The 26,753-nt window shown below is 72.0% G+C and carries 23 protein-coding genes; 11 read left to right on the top strand and 12 right to left on the bottom strand.

What is annotated here, in order from left to right:
- Positions 1-15: 15 nt before the first annotated feature.
- Both EOT10_RS20640 and EOT10_RS20635 read right to left on the bottom strand, forming a co-directional pair.
- Positions 16-915: an NAD(+)/NADH kinase gene (locus EOT10_RS20640; protein WP_127829731.1), complete on the bottom strand. Its 900-nt coding sequence runs from the start codon at positions 913-915 to the stop codon at positions 16-18.
- Positions 912-1,922 (bottom strand): SPFH domain-containing protein, encoded by a 1,011-nt coding sequence (locus EOT10_RS20635; RefSeq protein WP_127829730.1) that lies wholly within the window; start codon positions 1,920-1,922, stop codon positions 912-914. Before EOT10_RS20635 ends, EOT10_RS20640 begins: the two co-directional genes overlap by 4 nt.
- Before the next feature lie 165 nt (positions 1,923-2,087).
- Between EOT10_RS20635 and EOT10_RS20630 the strand changes: the two genes are divergently transcribed.
- On the top strand, positions 2,088-3,005 hold the full coding sequence (locus EOT10_RS20630) for a GNAT family N-acetyltransferase (RefSeq protein WP_189491853.1): 918 nt from the start codon (positions 2,088-2,090) through the stop codon (positions 3,003-3,005).
- Positions 3,006-3,204: 199 nt separating this feature from the next.
- Positions 3,205-4,263 (top strand): metallophosphoesterase family protein, encoded by a 1,059-nt coding sequence (locus EOT10_RS20625; RefSeq protein ID WP_127829729.1) that lies wholly within the window; start codon positions 3,205-3,207, stop codon positions 4,261-4,263.
- Positions 4,264-4,293: 30 nt separating this feature from the next.
- Here EOT10_RS20625 and EOT10_RS20620 read toward each other — a convergent pair whose 3' ends face one another.
- Complete coding sequence (locus EOT10_RS20620; RefSeq protein WP_127829728.1) at positions 4,294-5,058, bottom strand: crotonase/enoyl-CoA hydratase family protein; 765 nt, start codon at positions 5,056-5,058, stop codon at positions 4,294-4,296.
- 155 nt (positions 5,059-5,213) lie between these two features.
- Between EOT10_RS20620 and EOT10_RS20615 the strand changes: the two genes are divergently transcribed.
- A complete protein-coding gene (locus EOT10_RS20615) occupies positions 5,214-7,100 on the top strand; it encodes an ABC transporter ATP-binding protein (protein ID WP_127829727.1) in 1,887 nt (628 codons plus the stop codon).
- 71 nt (positions 7,101-7,171) lie between these two features.
- Here EOT10_RS20615 and argG read toward each other — a convergent pair whose 3' ends face one another.
- The 6 genes from argG to EOT10_RS20585 all read right to left on the bottom strand — a co-directional run bounded on the left by argG (position 7,172) and on the right by EOT10_RS20585 (position 12,797).
- Positions 7,172-8,620 carry an argininosuccinate synthase gene (argG, locus tag EOT10_RS20610; RefSeq protein ID WP_127829726.1) on the bottom strand — a complete coding sequence of 483 codons (1,449 nt, stop codon included), beginning with the start codon at positions 8,618-8,620 and terminating at the stop codon, positions 7,172-7,174.
- A gap of 128 nt (positions 8,621-8,748) precedes the next feature.
- Positions 8,749-9,543, bottom strand: coding sequence for a COG4705 family protein (locus EOT10_RS20605; protein WP_127829725.1), 795 nt, complete (start codon positions 9,541-9,543; stop codon positions 8,749-8,751).
- Positions 9,544-9,796: 253 nt separating this feature from the next.
- Positions 9,797-10,567, bottom strand: coding sequence for an amino acid ABC transporter ATP-binding protein (locus EOT10_RS20600; RefSeq protein WP_127829826.1), 771 nt, complete (start codon positions 10,565-10,567; stop codon positions 9,797-9,799).
- Positions 10,567-11,217, bottom strand: a complete 651-nt coding sequence (locus EOT10_RS20595) for an amino acid ABC transporter permease (RefSeq protein WP_127829724.1) — start codon at positions 11,215-11,217, stop codon at positions 10,567-10,569. The genes EOT10_RS20600 and EOT10_RS20595 overlap by 1 nt, the downstream gene beginning before the upstream one ends.
- Positions 11,217-11,960, bottom strand: coding sequence for an amino acid ABC transporter permease (locus EOT10_RS20590; protein ID WP_127829723.1), 744 nt, complete (start codon positions 11,958-11,960; stop codon positions 11,217-11,219). The genes EOT10_RS20595 and EOT10_RS20590 overlap by 1 nt, the downstream gene beginning before the upstream one ends.
- Positions 11,961-12,008: 48 nt before the next feature.
- Complete coding sequence (locus tag EOT10_RS20585) at positions 12,009-12,797, bottom strand: ABC transporter substrate-binding protein (protein ID WP_127829722.1); 789 nt, start codon at positions 12,795-12,797, stop codon at positions 12,009-12,011.
- 298 nt (positions 12,798-13,095) lie between these two features.
- On the opposite strand from EOT10_RS20585, the gene EOT10_RS20580 reads away from it, so the two are divergent.
- Complete coding sequence (locus EOT10_RS20580) at positions 13,096-13,959, top strand: IclR family transcriptional regulator (RefSeq protein ID WP_127829721.1); 864 nt, start codon at positions 13,096-13,098, stop codon at positions 13,957-13,959.
- Positions 13,960-14,113: 154 nt separating this feature from the next.
- Here EOT10_RS20580 and EOT10_RS20575 read toward each other — a convergent pair whose 3' ends face one another.
- Positions 14,114-14,410, bottom strand: a complete 297-nt coding sequence (locus EOT10_RS20575) for a DUF1876 domain-containing protein (RefSeq protein ID WP_127829720.1) — start codon at positions 14,408-14,410, stop codon at positions 14,114-14,116.
- A 515-nt stretch (positions 14,411-14,925) separates the two neighbouring features.
- On the opposite strand from EOT10_RS20575, the gene EOT10_RS20570 reads away from it, so the two are divergent.
- Together EOT10_RS20570 and EOT10_RS20565 are read left to right on the top strand one after the other, a co-directional pair.
- On the top strand, positions 14,926-16,329 hold the full coding sequence (locus tag EOT10_RS20570; protein ID WP_189491850.1) for an alpha/beta fold hydrolase: 1,404 nt from the start codon (positions 14,926-14,928) through the stop codon (positions 16,327-16,329).
- A gap of 15 nt (positions 16,330-16,344) precedes the next feature.
- Positions 16,345-17,949: an alpha/beta fold hydrolase gene (locus tag EOT10_RS20565; protein WP_127829719.1), complete on the top strand. Its 1,605-nt coding sequence runs from the start codon at positions 16,345-16,347 to the stop codon at positions 17,947-17,949.
- Positions 17,950-18,041: 92 nt separating this feature from the next.
- Here EOT10_RS20565 and EOT10_RS20560 read toward each other — a convergent pair whose 3' ends face one another.
- Positions 18,042-19,373: a sensor histidine kinase gene (locus EOT10_RS20560; RefSeq protein ID WP_127829718.1), complete on the bottom strand. Its 1,332-nt coding sequence runs from the start codon at positions 19,371-19,373 to the stop codon at positions 18,042-18,044.
- A gap of 159 nt (positions 19,374-19,532) precedes the next feature.
- Between EOT10_RS20560 and EOT10_RS20555 the strand changes: the two genes are divergently transcribed.
- Genes EOT10_RS20555 through EOT10_RS20535 form a run of 5 tightly spaced genes read left to right on the top strand, consistent with a single transcriptional unit; the run spans position 19,533 to position 24,981 of the window.
- The gene (locus tag EOT10_RS20555; RefSeq protein ID WP_127829717.1) at positions 19,533-20,186 is read left to right on the top strand and encodes a hypothetical protein; all 654 of its coding nucleotides are present in this window, start codon (positions 19,533-19,535) and stop codon (positions 20,184-20,186) included.
- 5 nt (positions 20,187-20,191) lie between these two features.
- Positions 20,192-20,908: an ABC transporter ATP-binding protein gene (locus EOT10_RS20550; protein WP_127829716.1), complete on the top strand. Its 717-nt coding sequence runs from the start codon at positions 20,192-20,194 to the stop codon at positions 20,906-20,908.
- A complete protein-coding gene (locus EOT10_RS20545) occupies positions 20,895-21,557 on the top strand; it encodes an ABC transporter ATP-binding protein (RefSeq protein ID WP_127829715.1) in 663 nt (220 codons plus the stop codon). The genes EOT10_RS20550 and EOT10_RS20545 overlap by 14 nt, the downstream gene beginning before the upstream one ends.
- On the top strand, positions 21,554-24,199 hold the full coding sequence (locus EOT10_RS20540; RefSeq protein ID WP_127829714.1) for an ABC transporter permease: 2,646 nt from the start codon (positions 21,554-21,556) through the stop codon (positions 24,197-24,199). Before EOT10_RS20545 ends, EOT10_RS20540 begins: the two co-directional genes overlap by 4 nt.
- Positions 24,200-24,255: 56 nt before the next feature.
- Positions 24,256-24,981 (top strand): response regulator transcription factor, encoded by a 726-nt coding sequence (locus EOT10_RS20535; RefSeq protein WP_127829713.1) that lies wholly within the window; start codon positions 24,256-24,258, stop codon positions 24,979-24,981.
- 506 nt (positions 24,982-25,487) lie between these two features.
- On the opposite strand, the gene EOT10_RS20530 is transcribed toward EOT10_RS20535, so the two are convergent.
- The gene (locus EOT10_RS20530; protein WP_223281112.1) at positions 25,488-26,612 is read right to left on the bottom strand and encodes a glycosyltransferase 87 family protein; all 1,125 of its coding nucleotides are present in this window, start codon (positions 26,610-26,612) and stop codon (positions 25,488-25,490) included.
- Positions 26,613-26,753: the final 141 nt, after the last annotated feature.

Here is a 26,753-nt window from a genome sequence, read left to right as displayed (position 1 = left end):
GGGCCTTGAGACCCGTCAGGTGACGAGCCGCAACCGCTCCCCAGCCCGCCCCACCCGGACCGTCTGGCCCCACGACAGGTCCAGGGCGTCGCTCTCCACTCCGTCGCCGAAGACGACCAGGCGGTCGGACTCGACCGTGACGCGCAGCCGGTCGGCGGGGCCGAGGGAGCCCTCCACCAGGGATGTGCCGGTGGCGGGGGATGGCCAGGCCTCCCGGACGAACCAGAGCAGCCGGGGCTCGGCCGGGCCCGGCAGCGGGAGCGTGCTCGCGTGCTGCCGCCACACCGAGCGCAGCCAGCCCGTGGCTCCGGTCCCCGTGCCCACCAGCACACCCGAGGAGGCCTGGGCCTCGGGCGGGCACGCGTCGTCGTCGGGCCCGATCCGGTAGCGCGCCGTCTGGTGCGACGGTGGGCCCAGATAGATCTCGTTGAGCGCGAGCAGCCGCTGCGTGTCGTCGGCGACCGCCTCCACCATGGTGAGTTCGTCGGCGGCCGCGCGTCCCGAGGCGGCCGCCGGCAGGAGCTTCGCCGCGTCCGGCGCCCGGTGCCGCACCAGGACCCCCGGATTGCGCCCCGGATCCGTGTCGATGCCGACCACCGGCTGACCCGACAGGTACTTGGCCGCGTTCGCCACCAGGCCGTCCTGCCCCACGACCACGACCACGTCCTCCGGGCCGAACAGGAACCGGTCCAGGTCCGCCCGCTCCAGACGCGTCCGGCGCCACGCGAGCGGCACGGCCGCCTCGACCTCCGCGAGCGCCCGTTTCGTACGGTGATGGCGCTCGGCCACCTCGTCCACAGAGCGTCCGCGCGAGGAGAGGAAGAAGGCCGCCTGGCCGTGCGTGCCGTGCCGGGCCAGCAACTCCTCGTACTCCGTGGTGCGGTGGACCAGTACCGCGCGCGGCGCGAGGGTCACGAGCGCCCACCCCCGTCGTGGCCGAGCCGCGCGAGCAGACCCGTCAGGACGTCGGGGGACAGGGTCAGGTTCTCGATCCGTGGCACGTTCTGGGCCAGCTGGGTGGCGGCGAGGGCGTGCAGGGTGGCGGCGTCCACCTGGGCGTGGACCCGCAGCCACGCCTCCTGCGCGTGCGCCCGCGCCTCGCCGACCGCGCGCGCCGCCTCCGCCTCGCCGCCCGCGAGCCGCACCGCCCGCGCGGCCTCCGCCTCGGCGCGCACGGCGTCCGCCGCCGCGTTCTCCTCGGCCTCGCGGCGCGCGTTCGTGCCGCGCTGCTCCACCAACTGCTCCTCCTGGCGGGCGAGTTCGATCCGGCTGCCCAGCTCGTTCTCGGCGATGGCGCGCTCCCGCTCGACCGCCACCGCGCGCCGCTCGTATGTCGCCCGGTCCGCCTCCTGCTGGATCCGCTCCCGGGCCGGCGTGCGCAGCGCCCGCTCCACCTCGGGCTCGGGGCGCAGTGCCACGACGCGCACGGTGACGACCTCCACACCGGTCGCGGGCAGCCGGGGCTCCGCGGTGAGGCCCGCCGCGACGCGCTCGCGCACCGCGCTCACCCCGTCGGCGAGCGCTTCCGCGAGGGGCGTGCGCGCCAGGACGTCGAGCGCGTGCTGCTGCGCCGTCTCGGTGAGGAGCGCGGACAGCTGCTCCAGGGGTGTGCCGCGCCAGGCGCCGGTGTCCGGGTCGAGCGAGAAGTCGAGCCGGGCGGCGGCGAGCGCCGGGTCGCTGATCCGGTACGTCACGGAGGCCTGCACGGCGACGTCCTGGAAGTCCGCCGTCCGCGCGTGGAACGTGACCGCCAACTCCCGGTCGTCCACCGGGACTTCGGACAGTGCGGCGCTCAGCGCCCGGAACCAGAAGCTGAGGCCCGTCCCGTCGTGGACGAGTGCCCCGCGCCGGTGGTGACGGATGTGGATGGTGGGCGCCGAACGCAAGTGGTGCAGCCCGAACCGTCGCTTGATGTCGGCCATGACGGGAACCTCCCGGTCGTTTTCGTCATGACGACGATATGGCGGCTCAAGAATATAGTCAAGATGACTATTAATGGAATGAGGGGGTGCGGTGTTGCGTGCACCCAACTCCCTTGTCGCGTCGCGTAGTTTGGGTCCTCCGTCACGGACTGAGGAGAGGCGACGATGACGCGACCGGACCCCCACACCTCCGGCGTCCACCGGAGTTCCGGTACCCCCGAGCCGCCCGCGCGGCTCGACATCACCCGGGCCACGCTCGACGACTGGCCCGTCATCAGCGGCTGGGCGGCCGACGAGGGCTGGAACCCGGGCCTCTCCGACGGCCGCAGCTTCTTCGCCCAGGACCCCGACGGCTTCTTCCTCGGCCGGATCGACGGCGAACCCGTCTCCGCCGTGTCCGTCGTCAACTACGGCGACGACTACGCCTTCCTCGGCTGCTACCTCGTACGCCCCGACCTGCGTGGCCGCGGCTACGGCATCGCCACCTGGAACGCGGGACTCGCGCACGCGGGCGCCAGGACCGTCGGCCTGGACGGGGTCCCCGACCAGCAGGACAACTACCGCAAGTCCGGCTTCGAACTCGCCCACACCACCGTCCGCCACAGCGGCATCGCGCAGCCCCGGCCGCCCGTCGCCGCCCCGGCGCGCGGTTCCGTCATCCCCGTCGGCGAGGCGGGCGGCCTGAAGGCCGTCGCGAGGTACGACAGCGCCTGCTACCCCGCCGATCGGCCCCGCTTCCTCGCCTCCTGGCTCTCCGGGGACGGGCACCGCGCGCTCGCCCGCGTCGTCGACGGCCGCGTCACCGGATACGGCGTCATCCGCCCGGCCCGTGAGACCTTCCGCGTCGGCCCGCTGTTCGCGGACACCCCGCTGGACGCCCACGCCCTGTTCGGCGCGCTGCTCGCCGCGGTCGGCCGCGTGGCGGTCGCCGTGGACGTACCCGGGTCGAACCCGGCGGCCGTCGCGCTGGCCGAGTCGTACGGGCTCACCGCCGGGTTCGCCACGGCCCGCATGTACACAGGGCCCGTGCGGCCGTTCGCGGAGGAGCGCGTCTTCGGGGTCACCACGCTCGAACTCGGCTAGCGAGAACGGGGGCGGCGAGAACGTGGCCGATAGGCGCTCCGGGGAGGTTGGCGACAGGAAGGTCTCGGGAAGGTAACTGGGCTAGACCACATTTAAGGGAGCGGTCACCTCCGGTACTCCGGCGGGACATCGCGACCGGTCACGATCGAGCCCGACCCACCACCCGCACACGGGGGCAGTCGCTTTGGAGGAAACACCGATGGATCGCAGATCGTTCATGGCCACGACGGGGCGCGCGACGCTCGCGGGCGGCGTGCTCGCCGCGACCGGCTCCCTGGTGTCCGCACCCGCGGCCGGCGCCGCACCCGCCACCGAGCCCGTCGCCGCGTCGCAGGGCGACGACAACGGGACCGTGCGGTTCAACATCATCAGCGACATCCAGGGCGACCTGACCGACTTCGGCAAGGCCCTCGACGACCTGCACGCGATCAACCCCGGCAGCGTGGGCCTCGGCATAGCCGGCGACATCACCCCGCGCGGCTACGACTTCGAGTACGCGGCCGTCCGCCAGACCATCGACAAGCACCCGCACCCCAAGGCCGTCGCCTGGGCGATCGGCAACCACGAGTTCTACGTACCGAAGTACAGCGACCCCAACACCCTCGCCCAGGCCACCTGGCCGAACGGCACCACCGAGGACTCCCTCTTCAAGAGCTTCTACAACTTCGCGGAGCGCGGCAAGGTCTACTCGGAGACCTCGTTCGGCGGCGTGCCGGTCCTCAGCCTCGGCACCGAGCGCTACTCGCACTACCACGACGCCAAGCTGTGGGACGAGGTGTGGATCAGCGACGAGCAGTTCACCTGGCTCGAGGACCGGCTCGCGTACTGGGAGCGCCGCCGCAAGCCCGTCATGGTCCTGACCCACCACCCGCTGCCCAACACCGTGTCGGGCACGCACAACAAGCTCTACATGAGCGACTACCTCCAGCCCGACCGGCTCCTGTCGATCCTCGGCCGCCACAAGGACGTGTTCCTGTTCTCCGGGCACACGCACTGGGACCTCAACCTGTCCGACTGGGTGGTCCGCCGCGTCGTCCCCGGCACCGGCAACCTCGAAGGGTTCACCGTCGTCAACACGGCCGCGGTGCAGGTCGGCTGGATGGACGACGGCAAGGGCGGCGAGGTCTCGCTGGGCGGCGCCTTCAACCAGGGCCTCCAGGTGGAGGTCGACCCGCAGAAGGTCGTCATCAAGGCCCGCGACTTCACCACCAACACCTGGCTCAAGCAGCTGACGGTCCCGCTGCACAACCAGGCCTGACCGGTCGTCGGGGGCGGGGCCGCGCCCGGGTCACAGGTCGCCGAACGACCCGTGCCGCCCCGCCCCCGACGCGAAGCGGGCCGCCCCCTTCAGGCTCTCCTCCAACACGGCTGTCCCGTAAGCGAGTTCACCCGCCATGGCCGCCGCCTCGCTCCGCCCGCCCTGGTCGAGCACGGAGGCCCGGTCGCCACGCAGGCAGGCCTGCGGGAAGGCGGCGATGCGCTCCGCCAGCTCCTCCGCCTCGGCGCGCGCCCGGCCCGGCGGCACGACCCGGTTCGCGAGCCCCATCGCGTACGCCTCCCCGGCGGGCACCGGGCGGCCCGTGAGGATCAGGTCCATAGCGCGGCTCTCGCCGATGAGGCGCGGCAGGCGCACCGTGCCGCCGTCGATCAGGGGCACGCCCCAGCGCCGGCAGAACACCCCGAACACGGCGTCCTCCTCGGCGACCCGCAGATCGCACCAGAGCGCCAGCTCCAGGCCGCCCGCCACCGCGTGCCCCGACACCGCGGCGATCACCGGCTTGGAAAGGCGCAGCCGGGTCGGGCCCATCGGCCCGTCCCCGTCCTCGGCGACCCGGTTGCCGCGCTCCGTCCCGATCGCCTTGAGGTCGGCTCCCGCGCAGAACGTGCCGCCCTCGCCCCACAGCACCGCGACCCGGGCGGAGTCGTCCGCGTCGAACTCCTTGAAGGCGGCGGCCAGTTCGGCGGCCGTCGGCCCGTCGACCGCGTTGCGGACCTCGGGGCGGGACAGTACGACCGTGGTGACGTGCCCTCGGCGCTCGACGCGGACCGGCATCCTTGACCCTCCTGGGGATCGTCGCGGGGAGACGGTCAGTATGGCGCCGACCCCCTTCCGGCACCCCCCGCCGGCACCCCCGCTCTGCAACGAATTCCCTTCGGTATCCCCACCGCGTTGACCTCAAGCTTGCTTGAGGTCTTACCGTCTACGTCATGAGCATGGAGACCACGGCGTGGACGCAGCTGCACAGCGTCATGAACGCCCAGCAGGACACCAGACCCTTCGCCCCCGCCACCCTGCGCCGCATCGCGGCCTTCGCCCGCCCGCACCGGCGCCGCATCGTCCAGTTCGTCGTCCTCAGCGTGGTGACCGCCCTGACCGCCGTCGCGACGCCCGTCCTCGCGGGGCACGTCGTCGACGCCATCGTGGCCGGCAGGCACCAGGGCACCGTCGTCCGGCTCGCCCTGCTCATCGCCGTGATCGCGCTCGCCGAGGCCGGCCTCGGGATCCTGGCCCGCTGGCTCTCGGCCAACCTGGGCGAGGGCCTGATCCTGGACCTGCGCACGGCCGTCTTCGACCATGTGCAGCGCATGCCGGTCGCCTTCTTCACGCGGACCCGCACCGGCGCCCTCGTCAGCCGGCTCAACAACGACGTGATCGGCGCGCAGCGGGCGTTCAGCAACACGCTCTCCGGAGTGGTCGGCAACATCGTGACGCTGCTCCTCACCCTCGCCGTCATGCTCACGCTGTCCTGGCAGATCACGCTCCTGGCGCTCGTGCTCCTGCCCGTGTTCGTCGTGCCCGCCCGGCGCATGGGCACCCGTATGGCCAGGCTCCAGCGTGAGGCGGCCGCGCACAACGCCGCCATGGGCACCCGGATGACCGAGCGGTTCTCGGCGCCCGGCGCCACCCTGATCAAGCTGTTCGGCCGCCCCGGCGACGAGTCCGCCGAGTTCGCCGCCCGGGCACGCCGCGTACGGGACATCGGCGTGAAGACGGCCATGGCGCAGTCCGCGTTCATCACCGCGCTCACCCTCGTCTCGGCCCTCGCTCTCGCGCTCGTCTACGGCCTCGGCGGCTACTTCGCCATCGAGGGCACCCTCGAAGCGGGCACCGTCGTCACCCTCGCCCTGCTCCTCACCCGCCTCTACGCCCCGCTGACCTCCCTGGCAGGCGCCCGCGTCGAGGTCATGAGCGCACTCGTCAGCTTCGAGCGCGTCTTCGAGGTCCTCGACCTGAAGCCGCTGATCGACGAGAAGCCGGACGCCCGCGAGGTGCCCGAGGGCCCGGTCGCCGTGGAGTTCGACGACGTCCGCTTCGGCTACCCGGCCGCCGACAAGGTCTCCCTCGCCTCCCTCGAAGAGGTCGCGTCCCTGGACACCCGGTGCGGCGCCGAGGTCCTGCACGGCATCTCGTTCCGCGCCGAACCCGGCCAGACCGTCGCCCTCGTCGGCTCCTCGGGCGCGGGCAAGTCGACCGTCGCCCAGCTCATGCCCCGCCTCTACGACACCGACGAGGGCGCCGTACGCATCGGCGGGGTCGACGTGCGCGACCTGACCGCCGTCTCCCTGCGCGAGACGCTCGGCATGGTGACCCAGGACGGCCACCTCTTCCACGACTCGGTGCGCGCCAACCTGCTCCTCGCCAGGCCCGGAGCGAGCGAGGAGGAGCTGTGGGACGTCCTGCGGCGCTCCCGTCTCGAAGAGCTGGTGCACTCCCTGCCCGACGGCCTGGAAACCGTCGTCGGCGAGCGCGGCTACCGCCTCTCCGGCGGCGAACGCCAGCGCATGACGATCGCCCGCCTCCTGCTCGCGCGCCAGCGCGTGGTGATCCTCGACGAGGCCACCGCCCACCTGGACAACACGTCCGAGGCGGCCGTGCAGGAAGCGCTCGCGGAGGCCCTGGAAGGCCGCACCGCCGTCGTGATCGCCCACCGCCTGTCCACCATCAGGTCCGCCGACCAGATCCTCGTGGTCGAGGACGGGCACATCGTGGAACGCGGCACGCACGACACGCTCCTCGCCGAGGAGGGACGCTACGCGGAGCTGTACCGCACGCAGTTCGCCGCGCCGACGGACGACGTGGTCGAAGCGGCCTGACGCGGGAAAGCGAAGGGTGGAGGGGGCGGCCCGCAGGCCACCCCCTCCACCCTTCGTGCGTCTGACGAACGTCAGTCCGTGCCGAACTCCATGGCCGCGCGGTCCAGGAGCTCGTCGTCGCCCGAGACCTCGCCGCGCGAGGCGATCGCCTCGGCGCCGCCCTCCGGCATGGTGCCGATGAGGCCCGTCGCCGCCGCCTGGGCGGCGCCGATCAGCTCGGGGTGGGTCGTGCCGACGATGCCGAGGCCCGCGTACTGCTCCAGGCGGGCGCGCGAGTCGGCGATGTCGAGGTTGCGCATGGTGAGCTGGCCGATCCGGTCCACCGGGCCGAACGCGGAGTCCTCGGTGCGCTCCATGGAGAGCTTGTCCGGGTGGTAGCTGAACGCCGGGCCCGTGGTGTTGAGGATCGAGTAGTCCTCACCGCGCCGCAGCCGCAGCGTCACCTCGCCGGTGACGGCCGAGCCGACCCACCGCTGAATCGACTCGCGGACCATCAGCGCCTGCGGGTCGAGCCAGCGGCCCTCGTACATGAGGCGTCCCAGGCGCCGGCCCTCGTTGTGGTACTGGGCGAGGGTGTCCTCGTTGTGGATCGCGTTCACGAGGCGCTCGTACGCGGCGTGCAGCAGCGCCATGCCGGGCGCCTCGTAGATGCCGCGGCTCTTCGCCTCGATGATCCGGTTCTCGATCTGGTCCGACATGCCCATGCCGTGCCGGCCGCCGATCGCGTTCGCCGCCATGACCAGGTCGACGGCGGACGCGAACGCCTCACCGTTGATCGTCACCGGGCGGCCCTGCTCGAAGCCGATCGTCACGTCCTCGGTGGCGATCTCCACCGACGGGTCCCAGAACCGCACGCCCATGATCGGCTCGACGGTCTCGACGCCGGTGTCGAGGTGCTCAAGCGTCTTGGCCTCGTGGGTGGCGCCCCAGATGTTGGCGTCGGTCGAGTACGCCTTCTCGGTGCTGTCGCGGTACGGCAGGTCATGGGCGACCAGCCACTCCGACATCTCCTTGCGGCCGCCGAGCTCGGTCACGAAGTCGGCGTCGAGCCACGGCTTGTAGATGCGCAGGTGCGGGTTGGCGAGCAGCCCGTAGCGGTAGAACCGCTCGATGTCGTTGCCCTTGAACGTCGAGCCGTCGCCCCAGATCTGGACGTCGTCCTCGAGCATCGCCCGGACCAGCAGCGTGCCGGTGACGGCGCGGCCGAGCGGCGTCGTGTTGAAGTACGCGCGGCCGCCCGAGCGGATGTGGAACGCGCCGCAGGCGAGCGCGGCCAGGCCTTCCTCCACCAGCGCCGCACGGCAGTCGACCAGGCGCGCGATCTCGGCACCGTAGGACTTCGCCCGGCCGGGCACCGACGCGATGTCGGGCTCGTCGTACTGGCCGATGTCGGCGGTGTAGGTGCAGGGGACGGCACCCTTGTCGCGCATCCACGCGACCGCGACGGAGGTGTCGAGGCCGCCGGAGAAGGCGATGCCGACGCGCTCGCCGGCGGGCAGGGAGGTGAGAACCTTAGACATAGGAAGAGTATGCATCCGGAAGAATGATTATGCAAAGGCGGGGGTGGGGTGATGTGTCTGGACACGAAGGCGCCCCCTCCATCGTGAAGGCGGAGGGGGCATGGCGCACGCTTTGGTGCCCCGGTGGCTCAGACCGCCACGTCGGCGCCCCGGGCCTCGCGCTGCGTCGTCGCCATGTAGGCCACGAGGCCGAGGATCGCGACCGTCCAGGCGAGGGTGACCGGCCCGAGGCCGAACCCGAGCCCGCCCCGCGCGTGCCCGAGCGCCATCCAGTCGGCGAGGGAGGCGCCCAGCGGGCGCGTGATGACGTACGCGGCCCAGAAGGCCGTCACCGCGCCGAGGGCGCCCGCCCGGTGCGCCACGGCGGGTACGCAGATGGCGGCGGCGAAAAGGACGGCCGACCCCAGGTACCCGAGGCCGATCGTCGCCGTGAGGTCCCCGGCGGCGGTGCCGAGCGCGAACGTCGCGAGGACAGCGGCCCAGTAGAACGTCTCGCGGCGGCGGGTGCGGACGCTGTGGATCGACAGCGTCCTCTCGCTCGCGTACCAGAGAGCGAAGACGGCGGCGAGGGCGAGCATGAAGGCGGGCGTCGACAGGGTGTAGGGCACGCCGAGGCCCACGTGCAGGATGTCGGCGGCCATCGTGCCGAAGACGCTGACCATGACGACGGCCGTCCAGTACACCCACGCCACGTAGCGCCGTACGGCGAACTGGAGGGCGAGGGCGGCCACGAAGGCGAGACCGCCGAGCGCGACCGCGGGGATCGGGCCGAGCAGGTGGGCCAGGAAGTCCGACGCCGTTTCTCCCATTCCTGTGGTGAGCACCTTGATGACCCAGAAGTAGGCGGTTACTTCCGGCACCTTGTTCGCCATCCGGCGGTGTGAGGTGAGGGGGCGTTCATCGAGGAGGTGCTCTGCAGTCATGGTGAGCACCTTGACATGGCGAACTGTCTTTGCATCAGGCCCCTTTGCCATTGTTTTTGGGCTTCTGGGGAGGGAATTTCCACAACGGGCGCGGAACCTGAATGCAACCTGAACGTATGAACGGAACCCCTGGTCAAGGGCATTGAGTGACTGATATTGACGAATCGGACCCGAATCCGGGAAGCGAATCCGAGAGGTGAATGCGAGAGGTGAATGCCAGGGCGTTTCCGTACGGACGCCCCCGCGGGCGCCCTCAGGTGTCGAGAACGCGGTGCAGGAACTGCTGGGTGCGCGCTTCGGCGGGGCTGCCGAATACCCGCTCGGGCGGCCCCTGTTCAAGGACGACGCCGCCGTCCATGAAGATGACGCGGTCGGCGGTGTCCTTGGCGAAGCGCATCTCGTGGGTGACGACGACCATCGTCATGCCCTCCTCGGCGAGGGAACGCATGACGCCGGTGACCTCTCCGACGAGCTCCGGGTCGAGGGCCGAGGTCGGCTCGTCGAAGAACATGATCGCGGGATCCATGGCCAGGGCGCGGGCGATGGCGACGCGCTGCTGCTGGCCGCCGGACAGCTGGGCCGGGTAGGAATCGGCCTTGGTGTCGAGCCCGACGCGCTTCAGGGCGGCCCGGCCCCGCTCCTCCGCCTCCGCGCGGCCGAGCTTCCTGACCTTGAGGAGGGCGAGCATGACGTTGCCGAGGGCGGTCTTGTGCGGGAAGAGGTTGAACTGCTGGAAGACCATCCCGACGTGCCCGAAGATCTCGGGGGCGCGCTTGCGGTCGTGCAGCGGGACACCGCCCACCCACACCTCCCCGCTGTCGGCGCGCTCCAGGTCGCACATGATCCGCAGCAGGGTGCTCTTTCCGGAGCCGCTGGCGCCGATCAGGACGACGACCTCGCCCGACTCGACGTCGACGTCGACGCCCTTGAGGACCTCCAGGTCGCCGAAGCGCTTGTGCACGCCGGACAGCGAGATCCGTGAGGTGGTCACCGCCGTCTGCTGGGCGGCGGGGTCGGTGATCATCATGCGGTGACAGCCTTTCGCTCCATGTGCCGCACGAGCAGCGACAGCGGGTAGCAGATGACGAAGTACAGGACGGCCACGGCGACGTACGACGTGGCGGGGGAGCCCACCCGGTCGATGACGGCCTGCCCCTGGCGGACCAGTTCGACGTAGCCGATGACCACGGCGATGGAGGTGTCCTTGATCAGGGAGAGGTACTGGCCGACGAGCGGGGGAAGGACGATCGCCCGGGTCTGGGGAAGGATGACGCCCACGAACGTCTGGGTGCGGGGCAGGCCGAGTACACGGGCCGCCTCCCACTGGCCGCGCGGCACCGCCTCGATGCCGGCCCGGAAGATCTCCGCGATGTACGCGCCCTGGTAGAGGGTGAGGGCGAGGAGGGCGGCACCGAAGACGGTGATGCCGAACCCGCTCAGATAGGCGGCGCCGAAGTAGATGAAGAGCATCTGGATCAGCAGCGGGGTGCCGCGGAAGACCTCCAGATAGGCCCGCGCGACCTGGGAGAGCACCGGGATGCGGCTGGTGCGGATCGCCGCGACGACGAGCCCGAGCAGGGTCGCGGTGGCGATCGCGGCGAGCGACATCAGCACGGTGGACCACAGTCCGGAGAGGTACAGGTCATGGTTGGACCAGATGACCGACCAGTCCATCAGGCCTCCTTCTGGACGGGGCGCACGGGACGCGCCGTCAGCAGACGGCGTACGGCGCTCAGGGGACGGGGGCGCGCGGCGGGTCGCAGCGGAGGCTTGAACGCGACGCGCCCGATCAGGCCCGCCGCGAGGACGACCGCGTTGGTCAGGATCAGGTAGATCACCGCGGCGATCCCGAAGACCTGGACGGTCAGCAGCGTGCGGGAGTTGATGACCATCGCCGAGCCGGTGAGTTCGGGCACGGAGATGGCGGACAGCAGCGACGAGCCCAGGATGATCTGGACCAGCTGGTTCACCACCGCGGGATAGACGTTGCGCAGCGCCTGCGGGAGCACCACGTGCGCGAAGGTGCGCAGCGGGCTCAGGGCGAGGACCCGGGCGGCCTCGCGCTGGCCACGAGGGACGGCCTGGATACCGGCGCGGAAGATCTCGGTGAGATACGCGCCGACGTTCACGCCGAGGGCGAGCACACCCGCCTGCACCGGGCTCAGCCGGAGGCCGGCCGACGGCAGCGCGAAGTAGGCGACGAACATCTGCAGCAGCACCGGGGTGTTGCGGACGACCTCGACGTAGACGGCGGCGGGCGCGCGCAGCGCCCGGTGGCGGGACTTACGGGCCAGGGCGCCCAGCAGGCCGAGGACGAACGCGAGGGCGAAAGCCTCCAGCGAGAGTTTCAGGGACAGCCAGGCCGCGTCCAGATAGGTGGGCCAGTCCCGGAGGGCGTAGCTCCAGTCGACAAACATGGGACTCCTCCCTGGGGCGGCGGCGGGGGGCCGCCGCCCGGCCGGGGCTCAGTAGGACGGGTTGAGCGGGTAGACGCGGTGCACGCCGAACCACTTCTTGTAGACGGCCTCGGCCTGTCCGGAGGTGTTGAACTCCCGCAGCCAGGTGTTGACCCACTGCAGCCAGGCGGGGTCGCCCGCCGGGACGCCGATGGAGTTGTACTCCAGCGGTACGACGGAGTCCTTGGTGACCTTGAGCGACGGGTCCGACTTGGCCTGGAAGTTGAGGAAGTTGGAGTCCTCGACCATGGCGTCGGCCTGGCCCTGCTTGACGGCGAGCACGGCGGCGGCGGAGGTGTCGTACTCCTGGACCTTCGCCTTCGGGTTGCCGGCCTTGATCGCGTCGCCGTTGGTGGAGCCCTTGGTCACGGCGACGGTCTTGCCGCTGACGTCCTTGAGGCCGTTGATGCCGCTGGACTTCTTCACCAGCATCACCTCGCCCGCGACGATGTAGGGGTCGGTGAACGCGACCTGCTTCGCCCGCTCGGCGGTGGCCGTGAAGTTGCAGACCACCGCGTCGACCTTCTTGGTCTGCAGGTTGGGGATGCGGTTGGCGGACGTCGTGTCGACGACGTTGACCTTGACTCCGAGCGCCTTGGCCATCGCACCGGCGACGTCCACGTCAAAGCCCTGCGGCTTGTTGTGCTTGTCCATCGAGCCGAACGGTGGGAACGTCAGGCAGCTGGCGACGTTGAGGGTGCCGCGCCTGGTGATGTCCTGGAGCGTCGAGGACTGCTGGTTCGCCGCGCCGGCGCCGGCGGCGGAGGTACAGGCGGAGAGCGATCCGACGGCAGCCATACCTATACAAATCGCCGTCAAAGTGCGCGTGCCGTGACGAAACTTCATCACAAGAGTTCCCTTCCGGGAGGGGGTGAGGGTGAGCCTGGGCGGCCGGGGAAGGGGGTGATTACCATCGATCGCCAGCGATGTTGTGCTATGCAAAATCATGTTTCACATATCGCTGGAGAGAAATTAGCCCGGTGCCCCAGGGGCGTCAACGGCCGACTTCAATATGTGACATTCCGTTTTGCTATGCAGTACGGTGGAGTTCGGTTCGGGGGCACCACCCCGTGTCGCATCCCTTGGAGGAACCGGCATGGCTTCGCTCGGCAGTGCGGACAGCGGTACGGGCAGCAGTACGGGCAGTGGTACGGATCGAACCCCGGACGCGCCCGCCGCGCGGCGCAACGCATCGTCCTCCCTGCGGCGCGCCCTGAGCATTCTCATGTACCTGGCGGAGCACGACGGCCATCCGCTCGGCACCTCGCTCACCGATCTCGCCACCGGCCTCGAGATGAGCAAGAGCACCGTGCTGCGGCTCGTCGCCCCGCTGCGGGAGGAGCGGCTGGTCGATCAGGACCCGGAGAGCGGTCACTACCGGCTGGGTCCGCAGAACGCCCTGCTCGGGCAGCTCTACCTGGAACGGCTCGACATCCGGCGCACGGCGTCGCCGCTGCTGCGCCAACTCGCCCAGGACGTACGCGAGGCGGTGCACCTGGTCAGCTTCGACCCACCCGAGATCGTCTACATCGACAAGGTCGAGAGCCCCCAGGCCGTACGCATGCACTCCCGGATCGGCGGCCGCCAGCCCGCCTACTGCACGGCCACCGGCAGGGCCTTCCTCGCCCACGCGACGGACGAGGTCCTCGACAAGGTGATGGCCGCGGGCATGCCCGCACGCACACCGGCCACCATCACGTCCCCCGAGGAGCTCCGCGCCGAACTCGCCCGCATCCGTGAACGCGGTTACGCCATCGACGACGTCGAGAACGAATTCGACATCCGCTGCGTGGCCGCGCCGGCCTTCGACCACAGCGGCGCCGTCGTCACGTCGGTGAGCATCTCCGGCCCGGCCTCCCGCGTGACGCACGACCGCCTCGCCGAGATCGCGGAGCGTGTCACCGAGACGGCCCGGGCTCTCACCGACCGCCTGGGCGGAGTCGCCCCCGCTCCGCGGTGACGGCCTGCTCTGTGGTTGGGGCCCGGTCCCGGGTGACGGCCTGCTCTGTGGTTGGGGCCCGGTCCCGGGTGACCGCCCGGCCCGCCGGAGCGACGGCCCTCACGGATGCCGTTCCTGGGGCGCCGCGCTCGGGCCCCCGTCCCGCCGGTCGTCCTCAGGGTTCCAGCCAGCCGGCATAGGGCTTCAGGGATTCCTCGTGCGACGGCGACGAGCCCATCGCCTGCATATCGCCGAAGGCAGTCCGCTTCAGCTGTTCCGCCAGATTCTCCATGGCCCGTCCGGCCGCGAGTTCGTCCCCGATCGCCGGCACGTCTCTGTCCTGCGGTGCGCAGCGGGCGCTGCCGTGGCCCGTGAGCTTGTTCTTGCCGGTGTCCACCTCCACGCGGGCCTTCGTCGTCCGGTCCTCCTCGGTGAGGTAGAGACGAACCTTCCACTCTGCGGCGTGCGACATGACGCACCTCCGGTATGCGCGGGCCGGGGCCCCGCACATGCCTCCGGGCACGTGCGGCCCGTGGATCGGGTACCCGACGAACTCCCGCTGGAACGTGACGTGGGCGCGGGCGGCGTCCGTGATCACCGGGGCCTGGCGAGTGGATCCCGCCGCTGGTGGGCGCCTGTCCCGGCCAGCGTGTGGTCTGCGCGGAGCCCGGTACCCGAGGCATATGTGACGGGCGGCGCCGCACAGCATCGTCGTCAGTCTCGACCCGGCCGAGGCCGTCAGAGGGACGGGATCACATGGCGGAACAAGGCATCGGAACACGCCGCCTGCCGTTCGCGCGCGCGAACGCCAGGTCCGTACGAAGGCGGGCGCAGCGCCGGCACGCACCGCGAAGCTCCTGGCGGCCCCCCACCGGGGTGGCACTCGTCGCGGCCGGTCTGGCATTCGTGGGCGCGCTCGGTCCGACACCGAGCAGTGCCGTTTCACCCTTAACCACCGGGCCCCACCCGGGAGATGGGGCGCGGTTCGTGCCCGGACCCTGCCCGAAGACCCCCGAGCCGATCCACGGGCGATGCGGGGTCCTGGAGGTGCCCGAGAGCCGTGCCCACCGCGACGGACGGACCATCAGGCTCACCGTCGCCATCATCGCGGCCACCTCGAAGAAACCGGCCAAGGACCCGGTGGTGTACATGGAGGGCGGTCCCGGCGGCGACGCGATCGACGCCATCCAGTACCTGGTCGCCTCCGGAGTGAACCGGCACCGCGACCTGATCGTCATGACGCAGCGCGGCGGGCGCTACTCGCAGCCGAACCTCGCCTGCCCGGAGATCGACCGCTTCAACGCGCGTGCCGTCGGACTGGTCTACGACGCGCCCTCGACCGGCCGGGGCCTCGTGCGCGCCGCGAAGGCGTGCCGCGACCGCCTGGCGGCCGACGGAATCCGGCTGAGCGCCTACAACACCACTGAGAACGCCACGGACTTCGCCGCCCTGCGCACGGCCCTCGGCATCAAGAAATGGAACGTCTACGGCGCTTCCTACGGCACCGACCTGGCCCTCACCTACCTGCGGCGGCACCCCCGGGGGATCCGCTCCGTGACGATCGACGGCGTCACGCCGCCGCAGATCGTGAGCCTGCCGTGGACCTGGGACAGCGCCCGGCAAGGGATCGACGCGATCTTCGCGGCGTGCGAGGCCCAGCCCCGCTGCGAGGCGCGCTACCCGCACCTCGCGCGCACCCTGACGCAGCAGGTGCGGCGGCTGGAGGCGCAACCCCTGACGCTCGACGTGGTGCCGCCCGGGGGAGAGAAGCCCGTGAAGGTCGTCCTCGACGGCGGCGCGATCGTGAACCTGCTGGTCGCCGACGGCGGCGCCCTGCCGTCCGTCGACGTCCCCGCGGCGATCGACGAACTCGCCCACGGAAACCCGCGGCGCTTCGCGCAGGCACAAGCCGCCGGCGCGACGCCCGCCATCGGCGAGTCCGCCCACGGCCTGACGCACTCGATCGCGTGCAGCGAGTGGGTGCCGGGCCACTCCAGGTCCGACCTCCTGAAAGAGGGGCGCCGTGCCTTCCCCGGATGGCCGGACACGGTCCTGGCCCAGGCGCCGCAGCTTCCCTTCGAGAACGACCTGTGCCGCGCCTGGCGCGTCCCGGACCGCACCGCGATCCAGCGGGTGACCACCTCCAGCGACGTGCCGACGCTGATCCTCAACGGAACGTTCGACGCGAAGACAGGGGCGAGCTGGGGACCGTACGCGGGCCGCACGCTGCCCCGCTCGACCGCCGTGCGCATTCCCGGGATCGGCCACTTCGTGCTGCCCCAGTCGCCCTGCGCGCAAAGCGTGCTGGCTTCCTTCCTCGCACGTCCGACCGGACCCGACACCCGGTGCGTGGCCGGACTCGCGCCGAAACCGTTCACGATCGTTCCCTGACCCGGAGGCAACACGATGTCCCTGAGACCCAGACCACCACGACATCGGCGCGCCTCGCGCCGGTTCCCGGCCACACTGGCCGGAGCCACGGCCGGTGCCCTCGTCGTCGGCCTGGCCCCGATGCCCGCCCTGGCCGAGTCCGGCGCGGGCGCGCCGCTCGGCACGACCGCCCGGACGGCGGGCGACGCCCACTTCAAGCCCGGCCCCTGCCCGAGGACGGCGGACCCGATCCCCGATCTGAAGCGCGCCCACTGCGGAACGCTGACCGTGCCCGAGAAGCGCTCCCGGCACCACCACCACAAGACCCGCAAGATCACCCTCGGTGTCGCCGTCATTCCCGCGGTCAAGCACAGACACGCGTCCGACCCGATCGTCTGGCTCGCCGGCGGGCCCGGCGACGACTCGGTCTCCGAGATCCCGATGGCGGTCGCCGGCGGCCTGAACCGCGACCGCGACGTCATCTTCATGTCCCAGCGGGGGACCTACTCGGCCGACCCGCAGCTCACCTGCCCGAACGTCGACAAGTTCAACGCACGCGCCCTCGGCCTCGTCTTCGGCGCCCCGTCCACCGGACGCCTGCACGTCCAGGCGACGCGGAAGTGCCGCGACAGCCTCGTACGCCGCGGAGCCGACCTCAGCGCGTACAACGGCATCGAGAGCTCCGCCGACTACGACGGCCTGCGCAGAGCCCTTGGCATCAAGCACTGGAACGTGTTCGGCATCTCCTACGGCACCGACCTGGCGCTCCAGTACATGCGCCTGCACCCCAAGGGCATCCGGTCGGTCGGCATCGACGGCGTCCTGCCGCCGTCCCTGGCCGGCGGGGCCGTGACCTGGAAGGCCGCACGCGAGGGCTTCGACGGCATCTTCAAGGCCTGCGCGCGGCAGACCGCGTGCAACACCCGCTATCCGCACCTCAAGACCACCTTCGAGCGCCTCGTCAGCGCGCTCGAGGCCCAACCGGTCACCACCACCGTCACTGTCCCGGGCCGGCCGAAGCCGGTGCAGGTCGTCCTGGACGGCGGACTCCTGGTGAACTGGCTGACCTTCGCCAGCCATCTCGCGGCCGGAGTGCCCCGCTCCATCGACGAGCTGGCCCACGGCAACCCGCAGCGGATCGCCCAGCAGTGGGCGGGCGGCAAGCTCAGCCCGCAGGCCGTCGGAAGGGTCTCCCACGGGCTCTCCTTCGGCGTCTTCTGCAGGGAGTGGACCCCGTTCGAGAGTGCGGCCGACGTGCTCCGGGCGGGGCGGCACCTGTTCCCGACGTTCCCGCGCTCGGTGCTGGTCAACGCCCCGCTTCTCAGCTGGCTCCACGCGGACTGCCGCGCCTGGGACGTCCCCCCGGCACCGCGCTCGATCCGGAGCGTGACGCGCAGCGACATCCCGACCCTCGCCCTGTCCGGCGGGTTCGACTCCCAGACCGCGCCGAGCAGCGGGGCGTACGCCGCCCGGACCCTGAGCCGGTCGACCGCCGTCACGGTCCCCTATGTCGCCCATGTGGTCTTCGCCGACTCGAAGTGCGCACAGAAGATCACCCGCTCGTTCTTCAACCACCCGACCGCGCCCGACCGTTCATGCCTCGCGGGTCTCCGGCCACCCGCGTTCGAGATCGCGCCGTAAACCGACCGGCCGCTCGCTTCACCGGGCCGGGGCCCTTTCTCGGGCCCCGGCCGCGGGACGCCGGGCCCCTTTGACCGCTCCTCCGTGGAGCTTCAGCCCTCGCCCTCAGTGATTCCGTCCTGGGTGGTCCCGTCCTGACGGACCGGGATGAGCAGGGTGAAGGTGGTGGGGTGACGGTGGGACAGGGAGAGCCTGCCGCCGAGGGAGACGGCCAGGTCGTCGGCGAGGGCGAGACCGATCCCCGTTCCCTCCCCGTTGCCGCTGTGGCCGCGGTCGAACAGCCTGGCCGCCTCGTCGTGCACGGTGCCTTCGTCACTGACGTCGAAGGCGAGCGCGTTGTCGAGGTCCCGCACTCCGAGGCGGATGGTGCCGCGCCCGTGGACATGCGCGTTGTCCAGCAGGATGCCGAGGATCTCGGCGACCGGGGTGCCGGGGACGAGGACGTCGTCCGGTACGTCATGGAATTCGCACTCCAGGCGTCGGCCGTCGCGCGCGAGCGTCCCGTGCCAGCGTTCCCCGGTCTCGCGCAGGAGCCGCAGCACGGGCGTGTGCGGGGCGGCGGAGCGGGGCAGGCCGCGGGAGCGGGACAGCCGCAGCACCTCCTCGACGGTGCTGTGCAGACGGCGAGTGGTGGCCAGCGCCGCCCGGAGGGTGTCCCGAAGGTGGCCCTCGTCCGTCTGCTCAAGGCCCGCCTCGAGGGTGAGCTGCAGTCCGGTCAGCGGGGTGCGCAGCTGGTGGGAGGCGTTGGCGGTGAAGTCGCGCTCGTGACGCAGGAGTTCGGTCAGGCTCTGCAGCATCTCGTTGTGGGCGCGCGCGACCTGGTCGATCTCGGCGATGTCGCTGGGGGCGGCCCGGGCTCCGAGGTCGCCGGCAGTGACCGCCCGGCTGTGGCGGGAGAGGTCCTCCAGCGGGGCGGCCAGCCGTCGCGCCTGGCGGCGGGCGATCAGGACCGCCACGGTCAGCGCGAGGGCGCACGCGCCCGCGAGGACCGCCCACACGGCGAGGACACGGCCACGAACGGCGGCGGCCGGCGAGGAGGCGCGCACGACCCCGATCACCCGCTCGGCGTGGGAGACGGGCACCGTGACGATCAGGTCGTCGCCGGAGTGGCCGCGCACCACCTCGGCCCTGAGCGCCCTTCGCACGGCCGCGTCACCGGTGCGGGGGCCGTTGCCCGCCCGGAGCCGCAACTGCGGGTCGTACAGGCCGAGGTGTCCGCCGGCCGGGCCTGCCGGGAGCTCCACCGGGTCGCCGGTCGCGTAGTCGGGGCTGATCCGGACGGCACCGGACAGTGCCGCCCGTTCCAGGGAGTCGCGCTGGTCGGCGTACAGGGAGGACCTGATGGCCAGGGCCAGGGGCACGGCGAGGAGGACCACGGCGACCAGGGCGGCGGTGAGGGCGACTCGCACCACGCGCTGTCTCATGCCTTCATCCTGCGTGCACCCGGCCCGCGCGGGCCGGGTGCGCCACGCACTTTTGCCGTCGTCTAACCGTCGGTGTGCGGGGCGTTAACCGGCCGCCTCCTAGCGTCGGTGCCATGACCGGCCTCCGTCGGTCTCAGGCCTCCCAGGAGGGCAGTGGCCATGGCACATGCACGCACGGCGGCGGCGGCCGGTCTGGCGCTGGTCGCGGCGGTGACCGTCGCCGGATGTTCTGGCGGCGGGTCGCACGCCGGCGCGGCCTCTAAGGGCTCCCCCGTCTCGTCCGGCAGCAGCAGCGGCGGCGGTGGCGGTGCGCAGCCGAGCCCGGCGCCCACGGAGTCCAATCCGCCCGGCGACATTCCCGACAACCAGGTGTACGTGGCGTTCCGGCCGGCCGGCGGGTTCAGCGGCTTCACGGTGAAGGTGCCCGAGGGCTGGGCACGCACCGACAAGGGGGCCGCGACCGTGTTCACGGACAAACTGAACACCGTCCGCGTCACCACGGCCACCGCCACGGCCGCGCCCACGGCCGGTTCGGTCACCAGCACGGTCGTACCGCAGCTCAGGTCGCAGGTGGCGAAGTTCGCCCAGCCGAAGGTCTCGGAGGTGCAGCGGCACAGCGGTCGTGTCGTCCGGCTCACCTACCAGGGCGACTCCGCCAAGGACCCGGTCACGGGCAAGGTGGTACGGGACGCCTTCGAGCGCTACGCGTTCTACCGGCAGGGGCACGAGGTCGATCTGACGCTGTCCGGTCCGGTCAACGCCGACAACGTCGACCCGTGGCGCATCGTCAGCGACTCCTTCACGTGGCGGTGAGCGCGATGACCGCCGTGCCGTCGACCGACGACGATGTCCTCACCGCTCGTGAGCTGTACCGCTTCTACCGGGCCGGTGAGGAGGAGACCCTCGCACTGCGCGGCGTGTCGCTGCGCGTGGGGCGGGGCGAGACCGTCGCCGTCGTCGGGCCCTCCGGGGCGGGCAAGTCCACGCTGCTGGCGTGCCTGGCCGGTCTGGACGAGCCGTCCGGCGGCGAGGTCCGGGTGGACGGCGTACGGATCAGCCACCGGCCGGAGACCGAACGGGCCCGGCTGCGTGCCCGGCACGTCGGCGTCCTCCTGCAGACCCGCAACCTGCTGCCCCACCTGAGCGTGCGCGACAACATCCGCATGGCCCAGCACGCCGTGCGCGGCCGTCCCGCCATGACCGCCGAGGCGCTCCTGGAACAGGTGGGGATCGAGCGGCGGGGACGCGCGCTGCCCCGGCAACTGTCCGGCGGCGAACTGGCGCGCGCCGGGCTCGCCGTGGCGCTCGCCAACTCGCCCGCCGTCCTGCTGGCCGACGAACCGACCGGTGAACTCGACGGAGACACCGAGCAGTTGGTGCTGCGCATGCTGCGGGACCGGGCCGCCGACGGCAGCGCGGTGCTGATCGTGACGCACAGCGCGGAGGCCGTCCGCATCGCCGACCGGGTGGTCGCACTGGACGACGGCCGGGCCCGGGAGAAGGGCGGGAGGGAGACCGGTCATGCCTTCCGGTGAGGTGCTCGTCACCTGTCAGGACGCTGCCCTGACCTTCGGGCGGGGCGCGACGGCCGTGGTCGCGGTGCACGGCGCCGACGTGGATGTCCGCGCGGGGGACCGGCTGGCCGTCGTCGGCCCGTCCGGGTCGGGAAAGTCGTCGCTGCTGCACCTGCTGGCCGGGCTCGAACGCCCCACCAGCGGCTCCGTCAGCCGGCCCGGCCTCGACGGGCCGTCCGCCATCGGCCTCGTCTTCCAGGCCGACAGCCTCATTCCGGCACTCGACGTCGCCGAGAACACCGCACTGCCGCTGGTGCTCGCCGGCCGCACGGAGGCGGAGACCCGCCTGCCGGTCATCGAGGCCCTCGGCCTGGTCGACGCGGCCGACCTCGCCGACCGGCTGCCCGAGGAGATCTCGGGCGGCCAGGCCCAGCGCGTCGCGGTGGCCCGCGTCCTGGCGCAGGCACCGCGACTGATACTCGCCGACGAGCCCACCGGGCAACTGGACCACGCCACCGGCGCCCACGTCCTCGACGTCCTGCTGGCCGCCGCCGACCGCACGGGAGCGGCTCTCGTCGTCACCACCCACGATCCGGCCGTCGCCGCCCGCCTCACCATCCGGCGGACCATGCGCGACGGGCGGCTGCTCGCACCGGAGGAAGCGCCATGATCACCTCGTGGACGAGCGGCCTGGCCCGTCACCGCACCGGACGCCTCGCGGCCGCCGTGGCCGGGATCGCGCTCGCCGTCGCCCTCGTCGCCGCGCTCGGGTCCTTCCTCACCGCCTCCAAGGCCACGATGACGCAGCGCGCCGTGCGCTCGGTCGCCGTCGCCTGGCAGGTCGAGGTGCAGCCCGGCGCCGACCCGAACGCCGTCCTGTCCCTGGTACAGAAGGCGCCCGGCACCCGGGCCGCCCTCCCGGTCGGATTCGCCCGCACCACCGGCTTCACCGCGCGCGTGCAAGGCAGCACACAGACCACCGGCCCCGGTATGGTGCTGGGCCTGCCCGCCGGATACCGCGCCCGGTTCCCCGACGAGATCCGCACTCTCACAGGGGCCCCCACCGGCGTCCTGCTGGCCCAGCAGACCGCGTCCAACCTGCATGCGGCCCCCGGTGACACCGTCGGTATCCATCTGCCGAACGTCGGGGTGCGGCAGGTCCGGGTCGACGGCGTGGTCGACCTGCCCCAGGCGGACTCCCTGTTCCAGAAGGTCGGCGCCCCCGCCCAGACCCAGCCGACCGCACCTCCCGACAACGTAGTCCTGGTGCCCGCCGGCCGCTTCGCCTCCCTCACCCACGGCGCCCCGGACGTCACCACCCAGATCCACGCCGCCCGCGACGCCGGCCTGCCCTCCGACCCGGCCGCCGCCTTCACCAGCACGACCGGCGCGGCGCACAACCTGGAGGCCAAGTCGGCGGGCGGGGCCCTGGTCGGTGACAACCTCGGCGCCGCCCTCGACTCCGCCCGCCAGGACGCCCTCTACGCCCAGATCCTCTTCCTCTTCCTCGGCGTCCCCGGCGCCCTCCTGGCCGCGGCCCTGACCGCAGCCGTCGCCTCGGCCGGCGGAGAGCGGCGCCGTCAGGAACAGGGCCTGCTGCGGCTGCGCGGCCTGAGCCCCCGTCAGATCACCGGTCTCGCCGGCCTCGAGGCCGCCGTGGTCGCCGGCGTGGGCGGATTCGCCGGTCTCGCCATCGCCGCGCTGACCGGACGGCTCGCCTTCGGCACCGCGTCCTTCGGCGCGAGCGCCGGGAGCTGGGCCCTCTGGTACGGCCTCGCCTTCGTGCTCGGCGCTGCCGTGGCCGCCGGCGCCGTCCTCGTCCCCGCCCTGCGCGACCTGCACTCCGTCACCGTCGCCGACACGCGCAAGGAGGCCGGTGTGCGGCGCCGTTCGCCCTGGTGGATGCGCTACGGCGTCGACTTCGCGCTGCTGATCGGCTCCTGGCTGGTCTTCCGGGCCTCCTCCGGCAACCAGTACGCCCTCGTGCTCGCCCCCGAAGGCGTACCCGCCCTCTCCGTGTCGTACTGGGCCTTCCTCGGCCCGGCCCTGCTGTGGATCGGCGCCGCACTGCTGGTGTGGCGGGTGACCCTGCTGGCCCTGGCGCACGGCCGCCCGGCGCTGGCCCGCCTCGCCCGCCCGCTCACGGCGACCCTCGCGGGGACCACGGCCGCCGTGATGTCCCGGCGGCGGCGCCCGCTGGCCCGCTCCGTCGTGCTGCTCGCCCTCGCGGTGTCCTTCGCCATCTCCACCGCCGTCTTCAACTCCACCTACCGGCAGCAGGCCGAGGCGGACGCCCGGCTCACCAACGGCGCCGACGTCACGGTCACCGAGCCGCCCGGCGCCCACGTCCCTCCGGGCGCGGCAGGCCAGCTGCGGGTCCCCGGAGTGCGCCACGTCGAGCCCGTGCAGCACCGCTTCGCCTACGTCGGCTCCGACCTGCAGGACCTCTACGGCGTCCGGCCCGGCACCATCGCACGAGCCACCTCCCTCCAGGACGCCTACTTCGCCGGCGGCACCACCGGACAGCTCATGCGGCGGCTCACCCAGCGCCCCGACAACCTGCTGGTCAGCGAAGAGACCGTCAAGGACTTCCAGCTCTCTCCCGGCGACACCGTCAACCTCCGTGTCCAGGACGCCCGCACGAAGTCCCTGCGCACGGTGCCGTTCCACTACGCCGGCATCGTCAAGGAATTCCCGACCGCGCCGAAGGACAGCTTCTTCGTCACCAACGCCGACTACGTGGCGAAGGCGACCGGCAGCGACGCCGTCGGAGCGTTCCTCCTCGACACCGGCGGCACCCACCAGAAGCAGGTCGCCACACAACTGCGCACCCGGCTCGGCACCAGCGCCACCGTCACCGACCTCACCCAGACGCGCGGCACCGTCGGCACCAGCCTCACCTCCGTCGACCTGGCCGGACTCACCCGCATCGAACTCGCCTTCGCCGTGCTGCTCGCCGCCGGGGCCGGTGGACTCGTCCTCGCCCTCGGACTCGCGGAACGCCGCCGCACCTTCGCCATCGCCACCGTGCTGGGTGCCAGGAGCCGCCAACTGCGCGGCATGGTCCTCACCGAGGCCCTGCTGCTCGCCACGGGCGGCCTCGCCGGCGGCGCGCTCATCGGCTGGGCGCTGTCGGAGATGCTGGTCAAGGTCCTCACCGGCGTCTTCGACCCACCACCCGCGAGCCTCGCGGTGCCCGGCACCTACCTGGCCCTGACCGCGGTCGCCGCGGTCGCCGCCATCCTGGCCGCCGCCCTCAACGGCATCCGCGGCGCGGGCCGGCCGGCCGTGGAAGAGCTCCGCGACCTGTGACGAGCGCGGACGCGGCCGCGGCGCCGCCCGCCCCGACGGCTCCTAGGCTGGAGAGCATGCGTGCACCCACCGTCGACCGCGGCCACCACCGGGTCCTCGTCGTCGAGGACGACGACACCATCGGCCGTCATCTCCGGACCGGCCTGCTCAGCAACGACTACGCCGCCACCTGGAGCCGCACCGGAGCGGGCGCTCTCACCGAGGCCGCGCGGTCCCGCTACGACGTGCTGCTCCTCGATCTGGGCCTGCCCGACATGGACGGCCTGGACATCGCCCGCACCCTGCGAGCCCGCCACCCCGACCTGCTGATCATCATCCTCACCGCCCGCACCGACGACATCGACGTCATCGCCGGCCTCGACGCCGGAGCCGACGACTACCTCGTCAAACCCTTCAGCCTCAGCGTTCTCCTCGCCCGCCTCCGCGCACACCTGCGCCGCCGGACCGTCACCTCCCCGCCGCAGGACCCCATCCACCTCGGCGACCTCGTCCTCGACACCACGGCCCGCCGCTGCCTCCTGAACAACGAGGAACTCCGTCTCCGCCCCAAGGAGTTCGACCTGCTCGCCGTCCTCGCCCAGCGCACCGGCGAGGCCGTTGCGCGCGAAACCCTGATGTCCGAGGTCTGGGACGAGAACTGGTTCGGATCCACCAAGACCCTCGACGTCACCATGGCGGCCCTGCGCCGCCGCCTCGCCGAGGCAGCAGCCGCATCGCCCCCGCCGGCCCGCCTGCCCCGCATCACCACGTTGCGGGGACACGGATACCGCCTGGAGTACTGAGCAGCGGGCCACCGAACCGATGGGGCCGTCGGAGGATCAGTACGCCCCGATGTTCAGCCACAGCCGTTCGACCTCGGGAGGCGACAGGCCGATCCGAGGCGGTAGTCGCCCCGTTCGGGAACCGCGAGGCGGGTCCAGGCGCCGGCGCGCTCGACGCATGCGCCCGGTGCGTTCAGCCAAAGGGAGTAGGCGATTCGTACGGTCGTCGACCCCGCTGAGGGCATGTGCACGAACAGGCCGGCCTCGGCGACGCCGGCACCGTCGGGGCGGCCGGCGGGCAGGACGACCGGACCCACCGCCCAACGATCCAGCCAGGCACGGTACTTCGCGGCGCTGAAGGTGCCGTCGTAGAAGAGCCGGCCCGCTCGACGTCGAGCGACCAGGGGAACGCGCCACGAGGAGAGCGAAGGACCGGACCCGGCCGGATCGGGAGGCCCACCCGGGCGGCCGGCCTCGGCGCCTGCCTTCTGGCACCCGGAACCTGAACCCGCATTCCTGAGGACCTTTCAGGGGGCGGTGCCGGCGTAGAAGAGTGTGTACGCGCCGTAGACGGCGGAGACGACGGCGAACCCGGCAAGGAGTGCCGCACCGGCGCGCGGTCGCGCTCTGGTCAGGGCGACGGCGGCGGGAAGCAGCAGGGGGAACGCGGGGAGAAGGAAGCGTGGTTTGCAGGCGTAGAACATGGATCCGCCGACGGCGATGACGACGAGCACGATCGCATACACGAGCACGGGCAGCGGCGGCCGGTCGAGGGCGAGCAGCACGAGTGCGGCCAGAGCGACGAGGACGGCGGCGGCTCCCATGTAGTAGGCGAGATGCGGGGGAGTGCCCCGGTCGGTGAAGACGTGTTTGAGGAACCGGATTTCGCTGACCCCGAAATCGAATCGGGAGCCCCAGTCCCGCTCGATCTCGAAGTAGCCGAGCGGGCCACCGGAGCGAGTGCCCACCCAGGCCAGGTACCCGAACCAGCCGAGCGGTGCAAGGGCCATGCTCACCCAGACACGCCAGTCGCGGCGGTCGTGGCGGCTCCGCAGCACGGCGAGCCCCGCGGCGCAGAGGACGGCAACCGCCACGGCGACGCCGTTGGGCCGGGTGAGCCCGGCGAGCAGGGCCAGGACGCCTGCCCAGAGCCGGCGACGGGTGAGCAGAGCGTAGAGCGACCAGGCGGACAGAGCAGTCATCAGCGACTCGCTGTAGGCCATGGTCTCCACGACGGCATGCAGGAGGGTCCCCCACAGGAGGGCCAGCGCGATGCCGGTCCGGCGGCCGTGGAGGAGCTCTCCCACGGCGTAGATGCCCCAGGCGGCGGCGAGCGCCGAGAGCCACGCCACCACGAGACCGGCAACGGTCATGTGGACGGGAACAAGCGTGGCGAGGGAGCGCTGCAGGGCGGGATAGAGCGGGAAGAACGCCAGGTCGGTGTAGGTGAATCCGTGCCTCCCGGCGAGCGTCGTCCCGTAGCCGTGCTGCGCGATGCCCGTGTACCAGTTGCTGTCCCAGGAGGTGCCCAGCGCGGTCCACAGCGACCTGTGCGTCCTGAGGGCGACGGCACCGGCCACAGCGAGGCCGGCCAGGCGCGCCGCCGCATAGAGCGCCAGGGCCGGCGCCGCTCTGCGCAGCGCGCCGCGCACCCTGCGAGGAAGGTGCGCGACGCGTTCTTGGCCGGCAGGGGGCGTGGCTACGGCGGGGCCAGGGTGCACAGCTCGCTTCACCTCCGCGCCGGGACGACTGGGACGGGGGAGAAGCGGGCCTGCACGGCCCGGTGACCTCCC

The organism is Streptomyces antnestii (genome assembly GCF_004005495.1).
GTDB lineage: Bacteria > Actinomycetota > Actinomycetes > Streptomycetales > Streptomycetaceae > Streptomyces > Streptomyces antnestii.
Note: the sequence above shows the minus strand (reverse complement) of the source record. Positions and strands in the feature narration are given on the sequence as shown.